The organism is Rubrivirga sp., from assembly GCF_049648075.1.
Classification (GTDB): Bacteria; Bacteroidota; Rhodothermia; order Rhodothermales; family Rubricoccaceae; genus Rubrivirga.
Map to the genome: position 1 here is coordinate 1 of NZ_JBARYR010000217.1, position 15996 is coordinate 15996.

General features: G+C 67.3%; 15 protein-coding genes and 4 tRNA genes. 14 read left to right on the top strand and 5 right to left on the bottom strand.

What is annotated here, in order from left to right; all coding sequences use genetic code 11:
* The first annotated feature begins 104 nt into the window (after positions 1 to 104).
* From WBA11_RS06230 to WBA11_RS06240, 3 genes are all read left to right on the top strand, one after another.
* Positions 105 to 178, top strand: a tRNA-Arg gene (locus tag WBA11_RS06230).
* Positions 179 to 209: 31 nt separating this feature from the next.
* Positions 210 to 283: transfer RNA gene (locus tag WBA11_RS06235), tRNA-Arg, on the top strand.
* A 77-nt stretch (positions 284 to 360) separates the two neighbouring features.
* Entirely contained in the window at positions 361 to 1329 is a 969-nt protein-coding gene (locus WBA11_RS06240) for a YheT family hydrolase (protein ID WP_424519845.1), read from the top strand.
* Here the strand turns inward: WBA11_RS06240 and WBA11_RS06245 are convergent.
* Positions 1315 to 2079: a type 1 glutamine amidotransferase gene (locus tag WBA11_RS06245; protein ID WP_424519846.1), complete on the bottom strand. Its 765-nt coding sequence runs from the start codon at positions 2077 to 2079 to the stop codon at positions 1315 to 1317. The two genes, WBA11_RS06240 and WBA11_RS06245, sit on opposite strands and share 15 nt — an antisense overlap.
* 93 nt (positions 2080 to 2172) lie before the next feature.
* Here WBA11_RS06245 and msrA point away from each other — a divergent pair, with 93 nt between their 5' ends.
* From msrA to WBA11_RS06260, 3 genes are all read left to right on the top strand, one after another.
* On the top strand, positions 2173 to 2712 hold the full coding sequence (msrA, locus tag WBA11_RS06250; protein WP_424519847.1) for a peptide-methionine (S)-S-oxide reductase MsrA: 540 nt from the start codon (positions 2173 to 2175) through the stop codon (positions 2710 to 2712).
* Positions 2713 to 2881: 169 nt separating this feature from the next.
* Positions 2882 to 2954: transfer RNA gene (locus WBA11_RS06255), tRNA-Asn, on the top strand.
* Positions 2955 to 3130: 176 nt separating this feature from the next.
* The gene (locus tag WBA11_RS06260; RefSeq protein ID WP_424519848.1) at positions 3131 to 3883 is read left to right on the top strand and encodes a hypothetical protein; all 753 of its coding nucleotides are present in this window, start codon (positions 3131 to 3133) and stop codon (positions 3881 to 3883) included.
* A 30-nt stretch (positions 3884 to 3913) separates the two neighbouring features.
* Here the strand turns inward: WBA11_RS06260 and WBA11_RS06265 are convergent, their stop codons facing one another.
* A complete protein-coding gene (locus WBA11_RS06265; RefSeq protein WP_424519849.1) occupies positions 3914 to 5929 on the bottom strand; it encodes a M1 family metallopeptidase in 2016 nt (671 codons plus the stop codon).
* A 136-nt stretch (positions 5930 to 6065) separates the two neighbouring features.
* Between WBA11_RS06265 and WBA11_RS06270 the strand changes: the two genes are divergently transcribed.
* A tRNA-Leu gene (locus tag WBA11_RS06270) sits at positions 6066 to 6149 on the top strand.
* 442 nt (positions 6150 to 6591) lie between these two features.
* Here the strand turns inward: WBA11_RS06270 and WBA11_RS06275 are convergent.
* Positions 6592 to 6756 carry a hypothetical protein gene (locus tag WBA11_RS06275; protein WP_424519850.1) on the bottom strand — a complete coding sequence of 55 codons (165 nt, stop codon included), beginning with the start codon at positions 6754 to 6756 and terminating at the stop codon, positions 6592 to 6594.
* Between the two features lie 679 nt (positions 6757 to 7435).
* Here WBA11_RS06275 and WBA11_RS06280 point away from each other — a divergent pair.
* The 5 genes from WBA11_RS06280 (at position 7436) to WBA11_RS06300 (ending at position 12909) form a co-directional block, all read left to right on the top strand.
* Positions 7436 to 8416 (top strand): GDP-L-fucose synthase family protein, encoded by a 981-nt coding sequence (locus WBA11_RS06280; RefSeq protein ID WP_424519851.1) that lies wholly within the window; start codon positions 7436 to 7438, stop codon positions 8414 to 8416.
* A complete protein-coding gene (gmd, locus tag WBA11_RS06285) occupies positions 8413 to 9507 on the top strand; it encodes a GDP-mannose 4,6-dehydratase (RefSeq protein ID WP_424519852.1) in 1095 nt (364 codons plus the stop codon). The genes WBA11_RS06280 and gmd overlap by 4 nt, the downstream gene beginning before the upstream one ends.
* Positions 9508 to 9698: 191 nt before the next feature.
* Positions 9699 to 10730 carry a dTDP-glucose 4,6-dehydratase gene (rfbB, locus tag WBA11_RS06290; RefSeq protein WP_424519853.1) on the top strand — a complete coding sequence of 344 codons (1032 nt, stop codon included), beginning with the start codon at positions 9699 to 9701 and terminating at the stop codon, positions 10728 to 10730.
* Positions 10727 to 11605, top strand: a complete 879-nt coding sequence (gene rfbA / locus WBA11_RS06295; protein WP_424519854.1) for a glucose-1-phosphate thymidylyltransferase RfbA — start codon at positions 10727 to 10729, stop codon at positions 11603 to 11605. The genes rfbB and rfbA overlap by 4 nt, the downstream gene beginning before the upstream one ends.
* A gap of 8 nt (positions 11606 to 11613) precedes the next feature.
* On the top strand, positions 11614 to 12909 hold the full coding sequence (locus WBA11_RS06300; RefSeq protein WP_424519855.1) for a nucleotide sugar dehydrogenase: 1296 nt from the start codon (positions 11614 to 11616) through the stop codon (positions 12907 to 12909).
* A gap of 41 nt (positions 12910 to 12950) precedes the next feature.
* On the opposite strand, the gene accD is transcribed toward WBA11_RS06300, so the two are convergent.
* Entirely contained in the window at positions 12951 to 13850 is a 900-nt protein-coding gene (gene accD, locus WBA11_RS06305; protein WP_424519856.1) for an acetyl-CoA carboxylase, carboxyltransferase subunit beta, read from the bottom strand.
* A gap of 26 nt (positions 13851 to 13876) precedes the next feature.
* Positions 13877 to 14527, bottom strand: a complete 651-nt coding sequence (gene tsaB / locus WBA11_RS06310) for a tRNA (adenosine(37)-N6)-threonylcarbamoyltransferase complex dimerization subunit type 1 TsaB (protein WP_424519857.1) — start codon at positions 14525 to 14527, stop codon at positions 13877 to 13879.
* 137 nt (positions 14528 to 14664) lie between these two features.
* On the opposite strand from tsaB, the gene WBA11_RS06315 reads away from it, so the two are divergent.
* Complete coding sequence (locus WBA11_RS06315) at positions 14665 to 14922, top strand: hypothetical protein (protein WP_424519858.1); 258 nt, start codon at positions 14665 to 14667, stop codon at positions 14920 to 14922.
* Between the two features lie 3 nt (positions 14923 to 14925).
* Positions 14926 to 15996: DNA mismatch repair endonuclease MutL (mutL, locus tag WBA11_RS06320; protein ID WP_424519859.1), on the top strand; the 1071-nt coding region annotated here is incomplete at its 3' end.

Consider the following 15996-nt stretch of genomic DNA (forward strand, 5'->3'; position numbering starts at 1 on the left):
TCTACGGTGGTCCTCCTCGGCGGCGGCTCATCTCACGGTCCCTGATCTACGTTCCGCCCGTCTTCATCTGGGGTCACTGAGACCTCTCCTATCTTGGAGCACCTGCGCCCGTAGCTCAGCTGGATAGAGTGCTTGACTACGAATCAAGAGGTCAGAGGTTCGAATCCTCTCGGGCGTACGATCAACGGTCAGTACCTTGGGTACGCGCTGCGCCGGTAGCTCAGCTGGATAGAGCGTCGCACTACGGATGCGAAGGTCGGGAGTTCGAATCTTCCCCGGCGCGCAACGCCTCTCGCCTCGGCGGGGGGCGTTTTTTTGTGCCCGGACCCGCCCTCGGAGCCGCACGTCCGACGACTCGACATGACGCCCGACTTCCCCCCATACCGCCCGCCCGTCTGGCTCCGTAGTGGTCACGTCCAGACCATCTACCCGACGCTCTTCCGCCGCGTCCCCGGCGTGCACTACCGCCGCGAGCGGATCGACCTCGAGGACGGCGACTTTCTCGACCTCGACTGGCTCGGGCAGCCTCGAGGACGAAACGTCGCGATCGTCGCGCACGGCTTGGAGGGGAGCACGGATCGGTCGTACGTCCGCGGCATGGCGAAGGAGCTCCACCGACGCGGGTGGGCCGTCTGCGCGTGGAACCTGCGGGGCTGCTCCGGCGAGCCGAACCGCCTGCTCCGCGCCTACCACAGCGGCGCGACGGAGGACCTCGAGGCCGTCGCTCAGCACGTGCTCGCGCAAGGGGCCGAGACGGTCGCCGTGGTCGGGTTCAGCCTGGGCGGCAACCTGACGCTGCGCTGGCTCGGGGAGCAAGGCGACGACCTCGATGCGCGCGTCGTCGCGGGCGCCGGCGTCTCCGTCCCGGTCGACCTGGCGTCGTCGGCGGAGACGATGAAGGCGTGGAGCCGGCGGATCTATATGCGGTACTTCCTCAAAAAGCTGACCGTCAAGGTCGAGGAAAAGGCGAGCCGGTTTGTCGACGCGCCTGATCCTGCCGGCGTCGCTCGGATGACGTCGTTCGCCGAGTTCGACGGCGCGTTTACGGCGCCCGTCCACGGTTTCGAGAGCGCCCAGGACTACTGGGAGCGCGCGTCCTCGAAGCCGCTCTTGCCCGAGATCGGGGTGCCGACGCTCTTGGTCAACGCCCTCGACGATCCGTTCCTGTCGTCGTCCTGCTTTCCGCGTGAGGAAGCCGAGGCGAACCCGAACCTGACGCTGCTCGCTCCGGAGGAGGGTGGTCACGTCGGGTTCGTGATGCCGAGCGGGCCGTTCTGGTCCGAGACCGTCGTCGGCCAGCACCTCGACGCGTCACTACAGGCTCGCTAGCTCGTCGGCTCCACCCTCGACGGCGTACAAGAGCAGGAAGCGGCGGAGCAGGTCGTCGGCGTCGGGCGAGTCGCGCACCGCATCGAGGACGGCCTGAAAGGCATCATCGTCGGCCATCTCGGGGTAGTGGCTCCGGTAGGCAATGAGCCGCTGGCGTTCCGTCTCAGCGTTGAGCTCCGAGTGGAACTGGGTGCCGTAGATCGGCAGGCCCTCCAAGCGGAACGCCTGGTTCGAGGACCGGTCGTTGGTCGCGATCTCGACCGCGCCCGGCGGCAGTGTCGAGACGCGGTCCTGGTGCCCTTGCTGTGCGTAGAAGGGTGAGGGAAGCGTCGAAAACAACGGGTCGCTCTGTCCAGCCTCGGTCACGTCGACGCGGTGCGTCCCCATCTCCGACTTGGACGGGTCGTTGACGACCTCGCCCCCGAACGCCCGCCCGATCATCTGGTGGCCCCAGCACGAGCCGAAGAGGGGGACCTCGAGGTCGGCGCAGGCGTGGCACAGGTCGATCAGGTCCTGGGTCCACTCGTAGGTCTGGGTCACGGAGTACGCGCCGGCTCCCCCGATCAGAACGGCGTCCACGTCCTCCAAGACGTCACGCGTGAGCGGGTCGCGGATGGCGTTCGTGGCCACGATCTGCTCGTCCTCGAGGGCGGCGCGCTCGCGGAAGCTCTCCCGTTCCTCGGTCAGCACGTCCGGGTTGTCGCGGATCTGGATGAGGCGGACGCGGACGCGGGAGAGGTCGGGGGCCATCGAGGGCGGCGAAAGTGGGAGGGTAAGTCGCCCTCTTGGAGCCTCGTCTGCTGGTCGGCGTTCCATCCCGCACACGAACCTGTTCCGTCAACTATGTCAACCACGAACTCTATCGTCCTGGGCGGCGGCTGCTTTTGGTGCGTCGAGGCCGTCATGAAGCCCTTGGAGGGCGTCACGCGTGTCGTCTCGGGCTACGCCAACGGTCACGTCGCCAACCCGACCTATCGCGAGGTCTGCACCGGCCGGACGGGCCACAACGAGGTCGTCGAGGTCACCTTCGATCCTGGCGTGATCTCGCTCCACGACCTGTTGGTCGTGTTCTTCACGACCCACGACCCGACGACGCTCAACCGCCAGGGCGGCGACCGCGGCACGCAGTACCGGTCCGGCGTCTACTACACGTCCGACGAACAGCGGGAGTCGGCCGAGTCGGTGAAGTCCGACCTCGAGGCCGAGAGCATCTTTTCGGATCCCATCGTGACGGAGATCGTGCCACTCGAGACGTTCTACCCGGCCGAGGACTACCACCAGGACTACTACGCCCGCAACCCGGCCCAGCCGTACTGCCAGGCCGTGATCGCACCGAAGGTGTCGAAGCTGCGTGCGATGTACCTCGACAAGCTGGCCGCGTAGGGTTCGCCCTCGAGGTCGCGCGTCCTCGAGGACGACGCGGCGGGCTGGTTGGTGCTGAGCGAGGTCGGCCCCCGGCGAACAGGGCGTGAAAGGGTCCCATAGGTGCCGTCTCCGATTGCACGGTGGCGTCGGCGGGCTCTACTTTCGGCGTTCCCGTTCGCGGGACCCCGCCTCGGTAGCTCAGGGGTTAGAGCACCTGACTGTTAATCAGGGTGTCGGAGGTTCAAATCCTCCCCGGGGCGCCTCCGCATTTAGAAAGCGACCTCGAGGTCGCTTTCGTCATTTCTAGTCGGTCTCGAGGACGGGGATCGGAGAGGCGCATGGCGTGGCCCCGTCGGACCTTCGTGTAGGAGTACACATAGAAGTATGTGTGCTTCACCTGCTCGTCGTGATCCGACCTCTTTGCCTGTTCGCGGCCGTGGCTTTTGCTGCCGCCGCCCAGCCTCCCGACACGCTCGCCCTCCCGCTGGATCTCCCGACCCTCCCGGAGTTGCGACCGCCGACCTTCGAGGAGCCTCCGCCCCACGACGGGCCGTTGATGGAGGTCTCGGTCAGCCGTGAGAGTTACGCGATCGCTCCGATCCCGACCGACGCCGACGCCGGATTCTGGGTCACCATCGTCCATCGGCCCGGCACCCAGTTTTTCCCGTGTCCCTCGGAGACTCAAAAGCTGAGTGGCGGTGTGTGGGTTCTGGCCGACTCGCTGGGGTGCGGGATCGATCCCGCATTCCTCCCGCTCCCCGAGTCTGAGGGCGTCGCGGTGTCGCACCTGCGGCTCGTTCCGTACTTTCTTCGCCGTGTCGTCTCGGCCAACGGGTCGGGGGCGTACCGGGTCGTGTTCGAGGTCGACGGCGCCGACCGGCGCCCGCTTCCGCTCGAGATGAGATCCTCGCCGCCGTTCCGGTTGTACGACTTCGCCGGGCGCCACCCTCAGGTCGTCCTCGAGTACGAAACCCTGGACGGGTGGCGGGCGCTTTCCGCCGGTCTTCGTGGCCCAGAATCTCGTCGCGAGGGGCCGTATTTCTGGGGGTACTCGTACGGGTATGCGTCGGCCGAGGACGCCATAAACCGCGCGCTCACAGAGTGTCGGAGCGAAGCACCAACGCACGGGGGGTCTGAGTGCTGGGTCGAGCGTCTGGACTCACCCTCGAGGGCGGACGCGCCTGAGTAATCCGGTCGCCAGGCGCGCCCTCGAGGGCGGCTACTCGTTGCTCGGCGTCCAGACGTTGTTGGTCCGGTCCACGTCGAGGACGAACGTGTCCGGGTCGATCTCGACGCGGACCACCTCGCCGGGCGTGAACCCGAGGTACGCCCGAGTCTCGCCGTCGAGCCACGTCTGCACAGGGACTGTCCGGTCCTCCGTGCGGCCGTCGGCGTAGGTCACGCGGACGGGGGCCGGCATGGGTGCCATCCCACGGTCCTCGATGGCCACGGCGACGGCCCCGTCCTCCGTGCGCTCGACCTCGAGGACGGCGTGGTCGACGGTCCACGTATCGAAGAACGTCGGCGTCCAGAACCAATCGAGGTCGTCCCCAAGCTCGTCCTCGAAGGTGCTGAACAGGTCGTAGGGGTACGGGTGTTTGTTCATCCACCGCTGCCCGTACTCGTTGAAGGCGCCGAAGAAGGCGTTCTGGCCGTAGATGCCTCTCAGGGCATTGAGCGCGACGGCTGGCGTCGAGTACGACGCGACGCCGCGTGCGCTGCCGCCGACGGCGTCGACCTGTCGCGTGCCGCCGCCGATCGGATAGCGGTCGTTGTGGCGCATCGGGGCGACCGCGTAGCCGGTCCCGGCAAGGAAGTAGTGCGACTGTCGACCGCGGTCCCACGCCTCGATTTTCTCCCGGTTCGGTGCCGAGCCGTCCCAGAAGGCGTCGATGCCCTCGTTCGTGTTGAACGACGTCAGCCCCTCGTCCATCCAGGTAAACGACTTCTCGTCGGTCCCGACCATCATCGGGTACCACATGTGGGCGATCTCGTGGTAGGTGACCGAGAAAAGCCGCGCGTCGGTCCGGTCGCCGCCGATCAGCGTCATCATCGGGTACTCCATGCCGCCTCCGATGATGCCCTCGACGGCCGTCATGTGGGGCCACGGGTAGGGCCACAGCATCTCCGATAGATGCTCGATCGAGAACCGGGAGAACTCGGCCGAGCGCTCCCACGGCGCGTCGTACGGGCTCTCGCCGGCCGGGCGGTAGAACGCGTTGATCAAGACCGCCTCGTCGGTCCCGTCGCCGTCCTGGTCTACGTCGGCGTGGGTCGCATCCCAAACGTAGGCGGCCGAGGCCGAGACCGCGACGTCGCGGACCTCGTCGGACTCGAACGTCCAGACGCGGCGGCCGTCGTCGGTCGGCGTCATCGAGGTCGCGTGCTCTCCGGCGCCGACCACCGAGACGACGTCGTCACTCGTCATGGCTTGCGCGAGCCGCTGGTTGGTCCGCGCCGTGAACACGTCGTCGGCGTTGGTGTGCTCGCCGGTCGCGTAGACCAGCATGTCGGCCGGCGCGTCGAGCAAGACGACGAAGTCGCCGAACTCGAGGTAGTGCTCGCCCATGCCGAGGTACGGATCGACGTGCCACCCCCAGACGTCGTCGTAGACCGCCACAGTCGGGTACCAGTAGCCGAGGTAGAACACCTCGCCGTCGGTCCCCTGGCGGTACGAGCCCGTGTGCGGCGGTACCATGAACGACCACTCGACCTCGAGGTCGATGCTCTCACCCGACCTCAGCGCGTCCTCGAGGGCGAGCGTCAGGATGGTGCCCTGGACGGTGTACTGGCCGGGCTCGACGGAGCCCTGGTAGCTGCCCGCCGTGTCCTCGACGGTCACGTCCTCGAGGTCGGAGCCCCCTGCGGCGAGGCGTCCGAGGTCGATCCCACCGGTGACGGCGACGGGCCGGTTGCGCGGTACGCCCTCCGCGTGGACGTTTTGGCGCAGCTTGAGGACGAGGTGTTCGAGGTCGTCCGGCGAGTTGTTAGTGTAGGTGACCGTGCCGGTCGCGGAGAGCGTCCGGGTGTCGGCGTCCAAGCGCGCGTCGATGACGTAGTCGGCGCGGTTCTGCCAGTAGTCGGGGCCGGGCTCGCCGGTAGCCGTCCGCGTCCCGGCCTCGACGGCGCGCAGGAACTGTGGCGGCGGCATCACGGGGTACGGCTGGACGCGCTGAGCGGCGGCCTCGAGGCCGAAGAGGGCGGCGAGCAGGAGTGCGGTGTGTCGGAGCGTCATGCGAGGGTCGATGGGGGAGGGGCGAACGGCGACGACTCGGAGGTTAGCGCGGGCCGGATGTGGACGGTGCAAATGGCGTGGAGACGCGGACCTCGATGAAAGCGCCCTCGAGGTCGGGCTAGATTCCGGTTCCGTTGCCCGAGTGGCGGAATTGGTAGACGCGCACGATTCAGGGTCGTGTTCCTTTACGGGAGTGCTGGTTCGATTCCAGTCTCGGGCACCGATCGGGGGCTCTCAGGCGTGGTCCTGGGAGCCCTCGTCTTCTGACGGTGGCTCTGTATCTACCTCGACCGTACGCGTCACGCCAACTGCTCGTCGTCAACGCCGTTAACCCTCCCGCATGCGGCGCGACAGGCGTCTTCCTTCAAGAGGTCTGCCAGTTCCTCGCGTCCGACGGATGGAGCATCGAGGTCGTGACCGGCCCTGCTGAGCCGCCGACGCGCGTGTCTCAGCTACGCGAAGCGACAGTCTTCCATACCGGCGGTGACGTTTTGGTGGACCGTGCCGAGGCGACGCGTTGCGCCCGACACGCTGCGGGCTCGGTGGCCTGGCTCATGGCCCTAGCCAGGCAACGAGCGAGGCAGATGCCCGCCGACCTAATCCTCACCCTGGCCGATCCGCCGCTCGGCTTCTTGGCGGGGCCGACCCTCGGACGCATCGCATTAGCGCCCGTCGTCCAGCGGTACCACGATGTCTGTGCCGATATCGCCGTCGCGCTGGGCGCCCTCGAGGACGGCCCCATGGTCTCGATGCCGCGCCGACCGAGCACTCGCTCGCCACGACGCCGTCGTCGCCATCGGCCGGAGATGGCAGGGCGCCTCGGCCAAGTCGTGTCCTCGGGCCGCCTCGAGGTCGTTTCGAACTGGTCGCTCGAGGACGTCGCTCAGACCCCAGGGGGCGTCCCGGCTTCGGGCCGAGCACGACCTCGAGAGTCGGTTCGTCGTGACCCACGCGGATGCCGTCGGGCTCGCACACCCGTTCGGCGCCGTTCTCGATGGCGCTCACAAGATGATCAGTCACGACCCGGTGGCTGTTTTCCGATCTTTTGGCAACGGGATGAGGTGGGCTGCCCTCGAGGACGGGGTCTGCCGCCGAGCGCTATCGAACGTGCGGCTCTTGCCGTTCCGACCGCGCCAGGACTTGTCGGCGATGCTGAGCGCCGCGGATGTCGATCTGGTGTCGACGGCGCCCGCCGTGGAGGGGATGCTCGTTCCGAGCAATACCTACGCGATGGTCGCCGGCCGGCTGGTCGTCGTCCTCGGCCCGTCCTCGAGCAGGACGCTGGACGAGTCCTCCGGACGTTGGCGATTCGTTGTCGGAGGTTCTTCGTCGCTAGGCCGCTCACCTTCTCGAGGCCGAGGTCCCAGTGCGAGGGGGGGCGTCGCCGTCGAGGACGTCCGGTCTCGCTCTCTGCGCGGTCCCGGAGACCTATTAACTCCTCTTGCCGACAACCCGATATCGGAGGTCGGATAGCTCACTATCCTAGCGCTCTCCGCTTCCCATCGCGTGCACCTAACTCACACCGACGATCCGATCTACGTGGCCGGCCATAGAGGTCTGGTCGGGTCGGCCGTCGTCCGCGCCCTCGAGGCCGCTGGATACACGAACCTGATCGCTCGGACGAGCTCCGAGGTCGACCTCCGCGATGGCGACGCCGTCGACGACCTGTTCCGCGAGACGCAGCCGACGGCGGTCGTCCTAGCGGCGGCGAAGGTGGGCGGGATCCTCGCCAACCGCGACTACCCGGCCGACTTTATCGCCGACAACCTGGCGATCGCCACGAACGTGATCCAGTCGGCGCACGACCACGGCGTGGGGACGAAGGGGCGGCTCGTCAACCTCGGCTCGTCGTGCATCTATCCGAAGATGGCGCCGCAGCCTATGAGAGAGGAACACCTGCTCACAGGCCCGCTCGAACCGACCAACCGGCCCTACGCGATCGCGAAGATCGCGGCGCTCGAGATGGCCGAGTCGTTCCACCGTCAGCACGGAGACGACTTCGTGAGCCTGATGCCGACCAACCTGTACGGACCCGGCGACAACTTCGACCTCGAGACGAGCCACGTGCTGCCAGCCCTGATCCGCAAGTTCCACGAGGCGAAGCAAGAGGGCGCGGGGGCCTCTGTCCCGCTCTGGGGAAGCGGCTCACCAAAGCGCGAGTTCCTGCACGCCGACGACCTCGCGAGTGCCGTCCTCTTCGCCCTCGAGGTCGAGGAGTCCACGTTCAGGCAAGCGGCTCCTGACGGGCTGATCAACGTTGGGGTGGGGGAAGACCTGTCCATCCTCGACCTCGCCGAACTCGTGCGCGACGTCGTCGGCTCTGAGAACCCCATCTTGTGGGATCCTTCCAAGCCGGACGGGACGCCTCGCAAGCTGATGGACGTCTCGCGCCTCAACACAATCGGGTGGTCGGCCCAGACCCCGCTTCGCGAGGGCATCGAATCGACGTACCGCTGGTTTCTCGACACTACTGTATCCGCACCGTGACTGACTCTCAGACCCCTCCCAACGGCTCGCCGAAGACGCGCCGCAAGCGCGCGTTCATCACGGGCGTCACGGGCCAGGACGGCTCGTACCTCGCCGAGCTCCTGCTCGACAAGGGATACGAGGTCCACGGCCTCAAGCGCCGCGCGAGCTCGTTCAACACCAAGCGCGTCGATCACCTTTACCAAGACCCCCACGAGGACGACGTCCGGTTTCGGATGCACTACGGGGACCTGACGGACTCGACCAACCTGATCCGGCTCGTCCAGGAGGTCCAACCGGACGAGATCTACAACCTGGCGGCCATGAGCCACGTGGCCGTCTCGTTCGACACGCCCGAGTACACGGCCAACGCCGACGGGATCGGGACGCTGCGAATCTTGGAGGCGCTACGGATCCTCGGCTTGGAGGACTGCCGGTTCTACCAGGCGTCCACGTCCGAGTTATACGGGAAAGTCGTCGAGACGCCGCAGTCGGAGACGACGCCGTTCTACCCGCGCTCGCCGTACGGCGTGGCCAAGCTCTACGCGTACTGGATCGCGGTCAACTACCGCGAGGCCTACGGGATGCACGCCTCGAACGGGATCCTGTTCAACCACGAGAGCCCCCGCCGCGGCGAGACGTTCGTGACGCGGAAGATCACGCGCGCCGCCGCTCGGATCTCGCTCGGGCTCCAGGACCGGGTGTACCTCGGCAACCTCGACGCCAAGCGCGACTGGGGCCACGCGAGGGACTACGTCGAGGGGATGTGGCGGATCGTCCAGCACGAGACGCCGGACGACTGGGTGCTCGCGACCGGCAAGACGACGACCGTCCGCGACTTCTGCCGGATGGCGTTCAAAGCCGCCGGCCTCGAGGTCGCGTTCGAGGGCGAGGGCGAGCAGGAAGTCGCGCGCCGGACGGACAGCGGCGAGGTCGTCCTCGAAGTCGACCCGGCGTACTACCGGCCGACGGAGGTCGAGCTGCTCCTGGGCGACCCGTCGAAGGCCGAGCGCGAGCTGGGATGGACGCCGACGGTGAGCGTCGAGGAGCTCGCAGACGAGATGGTCCGCTCTGACCTCGAGGTGGTCCGCGCGGAGCCCGTCACCGCGTAGTCCTCCGAGTACCCAGGACGCGGACTCTTTTCAACGGGACTTGTCGGGGTCGACCGCGGCCGTCGAGTACCCTTGCACATCCGCGCTGGGCTACGGCACGTCCACGCCTCCTCGAGGCCGGCCGACGGCGTCGACCGGTGATCACACGTCGCGGGGCCTCGTGGTCCTACCTGACCTATCAAACGCTGCTCATGAGCGACCGACCCGTCCTGGTTACCGGCGGCGCGGGGTTTATCGGGTCCGCCGTCGTCCGCCACCTCGTCGCCCGGGGGACGCCGGTCGTCAACGTGGACTCGCTTACCTACGCGGGGCATCGAGCCTCTGTCGCCTCCGTCGAGGACGATCCGAGATACACGTTCGAGCACGTCGACGTCCGCGACGCCGAAGAGGTCAGGCGTTTGTTCGGACAATACCGCCCCGCGGCCGTAGTCCACCTCGCGGCCGAGAGCCACGTGGACCGCTCGATCGACGGGCCCGGAGCGTTCGTCGGGACCAACGTGATCGGGACCTATACGCTGCTCGAGGCCGCTCGTGCGTACTGGACTACCCTCGAGGCCGCCGACCGCCAGGCCTTCCGGTTTGTCCACGTCTCGACCGACGAGGTCTACGGCGCGCTCGGAGACTCGGGACGGTTCACCGAGACGACGGCGTACGATCCACGATCTCCGTATTCGGCCTCGAAGGCCTCGGCTGACCACTTCGTCCGCGCGTGGCACCACACGTACGGGCTCCCGACACTGGTCACGAACTGCTCGAACAACTACGGTCCGTACCAGTACCCGGAGAAGCTCATCCCCGTGGTCATCACGAAAGCTCTAGCTGGCGAACCTATCCCGGTCTATGGCACGGGCGACAACGTGCGAGATTGGCTCTACGTTGAGGACCATGTCCGCGCGCTCTGCGCCGTCCTCGAGGGTGGGCGCCCCGGCGAGACTTACGCTGTCGGGGGGAGCTGCGAGCGGAGCAACCTCGAGGTCGTCCGTTCCATCTGCGCCGTCCTCGATGAGCGCCGTCCGGCCGGCGCCCCTCACAGTCAGCTCATAACGTTCGTCGGGGACCGGCCCGGCCACGACTGGCGCTACGCCATCGATGCCTCCAAGATCACCAGCGAGCTGGGGTGGCGTCCTCGCGAGTCGTTCGAGAGTGGGCTCGCGAAGACGGTCGACTGGTACCTCCAGAACGAGTCCTGGTGCGCCGCCGTCACAAAAAGGGGGGAGGCGTGAAAGGAATCGTCCTCGCCGGGGGCTCGGGTACCCGCCTCTACCCGATTACACAAGGAGTGAGCAAGCAGCTCCTCCCTGTCTATGACAAGCCGATGGTGTACTACCCGCTGAGCGTGCTCATGCTAGCGGGCATCCGCGACGTCCTCGTCATCTCGACCCCGGAGGACCTCCCGGCGTTTCGACGTCTTCTTGGCGACGGAGGGCAGTGGGGGATGTCGCTCCGGTACGCGGAGCAACCCTCGCCCGACGGCCTTGCTCAAGCGTTTGTGATCGGCCGCGAGTTCGTGGGATCGGACAGGGTCGCGTTGGTTCTGGGTGACAACATCTTCTACGGCGCCGGACTCAACGAACTGCTCGCGCGAGCCGCCGGCCGCGCGTCTGGAGCGACCGTGTTCGGCTACCAGGTTGCCGACCCCGAGCGGTACGGGGTCGTCTCGTTCGGCGACGACGGTCGCCCCGTTGACATCGAGGAAAAACCCGCTCGGCCCCAGTCGCGGGTCGCCGTGACCGGACTGTACTTCTACGACAACGGCGTCCTCGAGGTCGCGGCCGGTCTCGAGCCGTCGGAGAGGGGGGAGTACGAGATCTCGGACGTCAACCGCCACTACCTCAAGGAGGGCAGCCTCCACGTCGAGGTCATGGGACGAGGATACGCCTGGCTCGACACCGGTACCCACGAAAGCTTGCTGCAAGCGGGCGCGTTTGTCGAGACCATCGAGACGCGACAAGGCCAAAAGATCGCGTGCCCCGAAGAGATCGCCTACGAGCAAGGGTGGATCACTGCCGCCGACCTCGAGGCGCTCTCAGCCCGCTACCACGCCAACGACTACGGTCGCTACCTCGCGTCGCTCCTCCCGGGCGCTCGCTCCCATTAGCAAACCTTATGGTCCCCCCGCCATCCGCCGCCCAGGCGATTCTTGATCAGGTCAGCGACCGGTCGGTCCGGTTCGCCATCGTCGGGATGGGGTACGTGGGCCTGCCGCTCGCTGTCGTGTTCGCCGAAGCCGGTCTCGACGTCGTCGGGATCGACATCAGCGAGGACCGGATGGAGGCGTTGAACCGCGGCGAGAGCTACGTCGAGGACATCCCGAGTGAACGGCTCGCGGCCGTCGTCGAGAGTGGCCGGCTGCGTGGGACGACGGAGTTTCAGGCGCTAGCCGACGTGGACGCGATCTCGATATGCGTCCCGACTCCGCTTGGCAAAACCCGAGACCCCGACACCTCCTACATATCAGCGGCGACGGAGCAGGTGGCGCGGTACGTCCGCGCCGGGCAAGTGGTGGTGCTCGAGAGCACGACGTACCCCGGCACGACGCGCGAGGTCATCCAACCGGAGCTCGAGAGCACCGGCTTGACCGTCGGGAACGACGTGTTCCTCGCCTTCAGCCCCGAGCGCGTGGACCCCGGCCGCGACGACTGGACGACCAAGAACACCCCCAAGGTCTTGGGCGGCGTTACGCCGACGTGCACGGACGTAGCGACGGCGGTCTACGGACTCGCGATCGAGAGCTTGGTGCCCGTCTCGAGCCCCGAGGCGGCCGAGATGGTCAAGCTCCTCGAGAACACGTTCCGCTCCGTCAACATCGGGCTCGTCAACGAGGTGCTCCTGATGTGCGACAAGCTCGGCCTGGACGCGTGGGAGGTCGTCGAGGCGGCCGCGACGAAGCCGTTTGGGTTCATGAAGTTCACCCCCGGGCCCGGCCTCGGCGGACATTGCATACCGATCGACCCGCTCTACCTCTCGTGGCGGATGAAGGCGCTGAACTACACCGCTCGGTTTATCGACCTCGCGAGCGAGGTCAACACGTCCATGCCGACGTGGTGGGTGCAGAAGGTCCAGGACGCGCTCAACGAGGGCGGAAAGGCCGTCAACGGCTCGACCGTCCTGGTCCTCGGCGTCGCGTACAAGCGAGACATCCAAGACATTCGGGAGAGCCCGGCACTCGACATCATCAGCTTGTTGCAGGAGAAAGGAGCCGACGTCCTCTACCACGACCCCTACGTCCCAGCGTTCAGCCACCACGGGGTTGCGATGACGTCGGTCGCCGACCTCGAGGACGGCCTTCGCCGGGCCGACTGCGTCGTGATCGTGACCGACCACTCGTCGTACGACTGGTCTCGGGTTCAGAGTGTGGCGACGCGGATCGTCGACACGCGCAACGCCGTGCAGCGAGGGTAGGAGCGACCTCGTCCTCGAGGAGGTCCCCGGGGCCGGCGGTGCTAGCTGCTCCGGCCGTTCTCTTCCAAGAACACGGGGACGGGCTCGACAGGGGCCGGCTCCATCAACAGGTCGAACAGGTGGGAGATGGATTCCCGCATCTGACCTCGGGGGACGATCTTGTCCACGAACCCACGCTCGACCAGAAACTCGGCCGTTTGGAACCCCTTGGGCAGGTCGCGGCCGATGGTCTCGCGGATCACCCTCGGCCCGGCGAAGCCGATGAGGGCGTTGGGCTCGGCGATGTTGAGGTCGCCCAGCATCGCGAAGGACGCGGTGACGCCGCCGGTCGTCGGGTGCGTCAGGATCGAGACGAAGGGGAGCCCTCTTTCGGCGAGAACCGCGAGGTTGGCACTTGTCTTCGCCATCTGCATGAGGGAGAGTGCGCCCTCCATCATCCTGGCACCGCCCGACTGGCTAACGACGATGCACGCCCGGTCCTCGTCGGTGGCACGCCGTACGGCTCGGGCGATGGTCTCGCCGACGACCGAGCCCATCGATCCGCCAATGAAGGTGAAGTCCATGGCCGCGACCGAAGCCGGGTGGCCACCGATCGTTCCGGTGCCGCTTACGGCGGCGTCGTTGAGGTCCGTCTTCTTCTCGGCGGCGACGATCCGGTCTGGGTAGGCCTTGCGGTCGACGAAGTCGAGTGGGTCGACGGAGTGGAGGTGTGCGTCGTGACGCGCAAACCGGCCCTGGTCGAACAGGAGCTGGAGGTAGCCCAGCCCCGACATCGGGTAGTGGTGGCCGCACTCGGGGCACACCAGCAGGTTCTCCTCGAGGTCGCGCTGGCTCGTGATGGTCCCGCACTCGGGACAGTTAAGCCAGTACCCCTCGGGCGTGTCGTTCCGGTCGCTCCGGTCCGTCTTGATGTTGGCCGACTGCCGCTTGAACCAGGCCATAGAGAGGTGCGGCCGTGCCGCCAGAGTCAGGGGGCGAAGATACCGCGGGGCCGAGAGACCGCGACGGCCTTGAGGTAGACGGGCTCCGCCGTCGCCGGATCCTGCGGACCTCCGTCCTCGAGGGCGCTCCGGCCGAGGCGGGCCACGGATTCGCCTGAGGCCACGAGAGACAGCCGCGCGAGCTCAGGGCGGACGTGACCGAGTCGCCCCGCGCCAGGTCCCCCGATCGCATCGAGGTCGCTGGGGAGCCACTCCTCGACGGCGTCGACCTCGAGGGCGGCGGCGGGTTTGACCTCGAGGCCGTCCTGGTAGACCGCCGCGTACACCTCGCCTCGCCTCGAGGGCAAGACAACGGCGACCAGTCCGTGGCAGCCGTGCGCGAGCGCGGCGAGGGTCGGGACCGCGACGAACGAGCAGCCCGTGGACACGGCCAGCCCTTTCGCCGTGCTCATCCCGATCCGGAGACCGGTGTAGGAGCCCGGTCCAGACGACACCGCGACGGCCTCGAGGTCGGACGGCCGCTTGCGCGCGTGGGCGAACTGCTCTCGGATTAACATCGCCAGCCTCGTGCCGTGGGAGCGCGAGACGAAGAGGGAGGAGCGCGCGAGCAGACGGTCGTCATCGAGGACAGCGACGGCGCAGACGTCGGTGGCGGTGTCGATCCCGAGGGTGAGCATGGGGCGACAACGCGACGGACAGCGACGAGGTCCGTCCTCGAGGTCGATGACCCACGTGTGTCACCTGCGGGCACGATCCTGCACCGGCACGAGTCAGACGCCCGGCTCGTTACCTTCCGGCACCGCCTCAGACTGCCATGCTCGGATTTAGAAACGGAAAGATGGCCCGTCCTCGAGGGTTCGACTACAACCCTCGGTTCTTCGATCCCGATCAGGACGCACGTCGGAAACGCCAGCTCCAGTTCGTCAAACCGAGCGAGCGCCGGACGCGGACCACGAAACAGCCCGCGTTCATCGCCGTCGGGCTGACGCTCGTTGCGGTGTTCTACCTCTACTCGAACATCGAGGCCATCTCCGAACGCGTCGCCGCGTTCAGCGGGTGGTTCTTCGGATAGGCTATGACCGACGGCGCTGACGGCCTGATCCTGCCACTTCCCGACACGCTCGCGAGCAAGATCGCGGCGGGCGAGGTCGTGCAGCGGCCGGCGAACGCGCTCAAGGAACTGATCGAGAACGCCCTCGATGCCGGCGCGTCCCGCGTCGACGTCACGCTCAAGCGAGCCGGGTCCGAGCTGATCCAGGTCGCCGACGACGGGTGCGGCATGGGGCCAACCGACGCGGCGGCCAGCTTCGGGCGCCACGCGACGAGCAAGCTCCGCGACTTCGACGACCTCGAGCGGCTGAGAACCTTGGGATTCCGCGGTGAAGCCCTGGCCTCGATCGCGTCCGTCGCCCAGGTCGAGTTGAAAACGCGCCGCCGGCAGGACGACGCTGGGACGTGCGTCCGCGTCGAGGGCGGCGAGTTGGTGGCGGCCGAGCCGTGCGGCGCGCCCGAGGGGACAACGATCTCGGTCCGCAACCTGTTCTACAACGTGCCGGCGCGACGGGCCTTCCTCAAGAGCCCCGCGACCGAGTTCAAGCACTTGGTCGAGGCCTTCCAGGCCCTAGCGCTGTCGCACCCGACCGTCGCGTTCTCGCTGGTCCACGACGACACGGAGGTCTGGCGCCTGGCGGCCGCCGAGTCGGACGCTCTGGCGGAGCGACTCGGAGCGCTCACGGGTGGTGGCTTGGAGGGCACTCTGGTCCCCGTTGAGGAGGCGATGAGCTACCTCTCGGTTCGAGGTGTGATCGCCCAGCCCTCGAGGGCGAGGAAGAGCCGGGGCGAGCAATACGTCTTCGTCAACGGCCGCTACGTCAAGAGCCGCCAGGTCGAGCACGCGATCGCCGGCGCGTTCGGGGCGCTCTTGCCCGACCGCCACCATCCGCTGTTCGCCGTCTTCCTCGACGTCGACCCGCGCCACGTCGACGTCAACGTCCACCCGACCAAGACGGAGGTGAAGTTCGATGACGACCGCGGCGTCTACGCTGTCGTCAAGGCCGTCGTCAAGCGCGCGCTGGCCGAGAACGGGCTGGGCCTGTCCTTCGAGGTCGGCGCCCCGCGCGTGCCGTCGGCCGGACCCGTCCTCGAG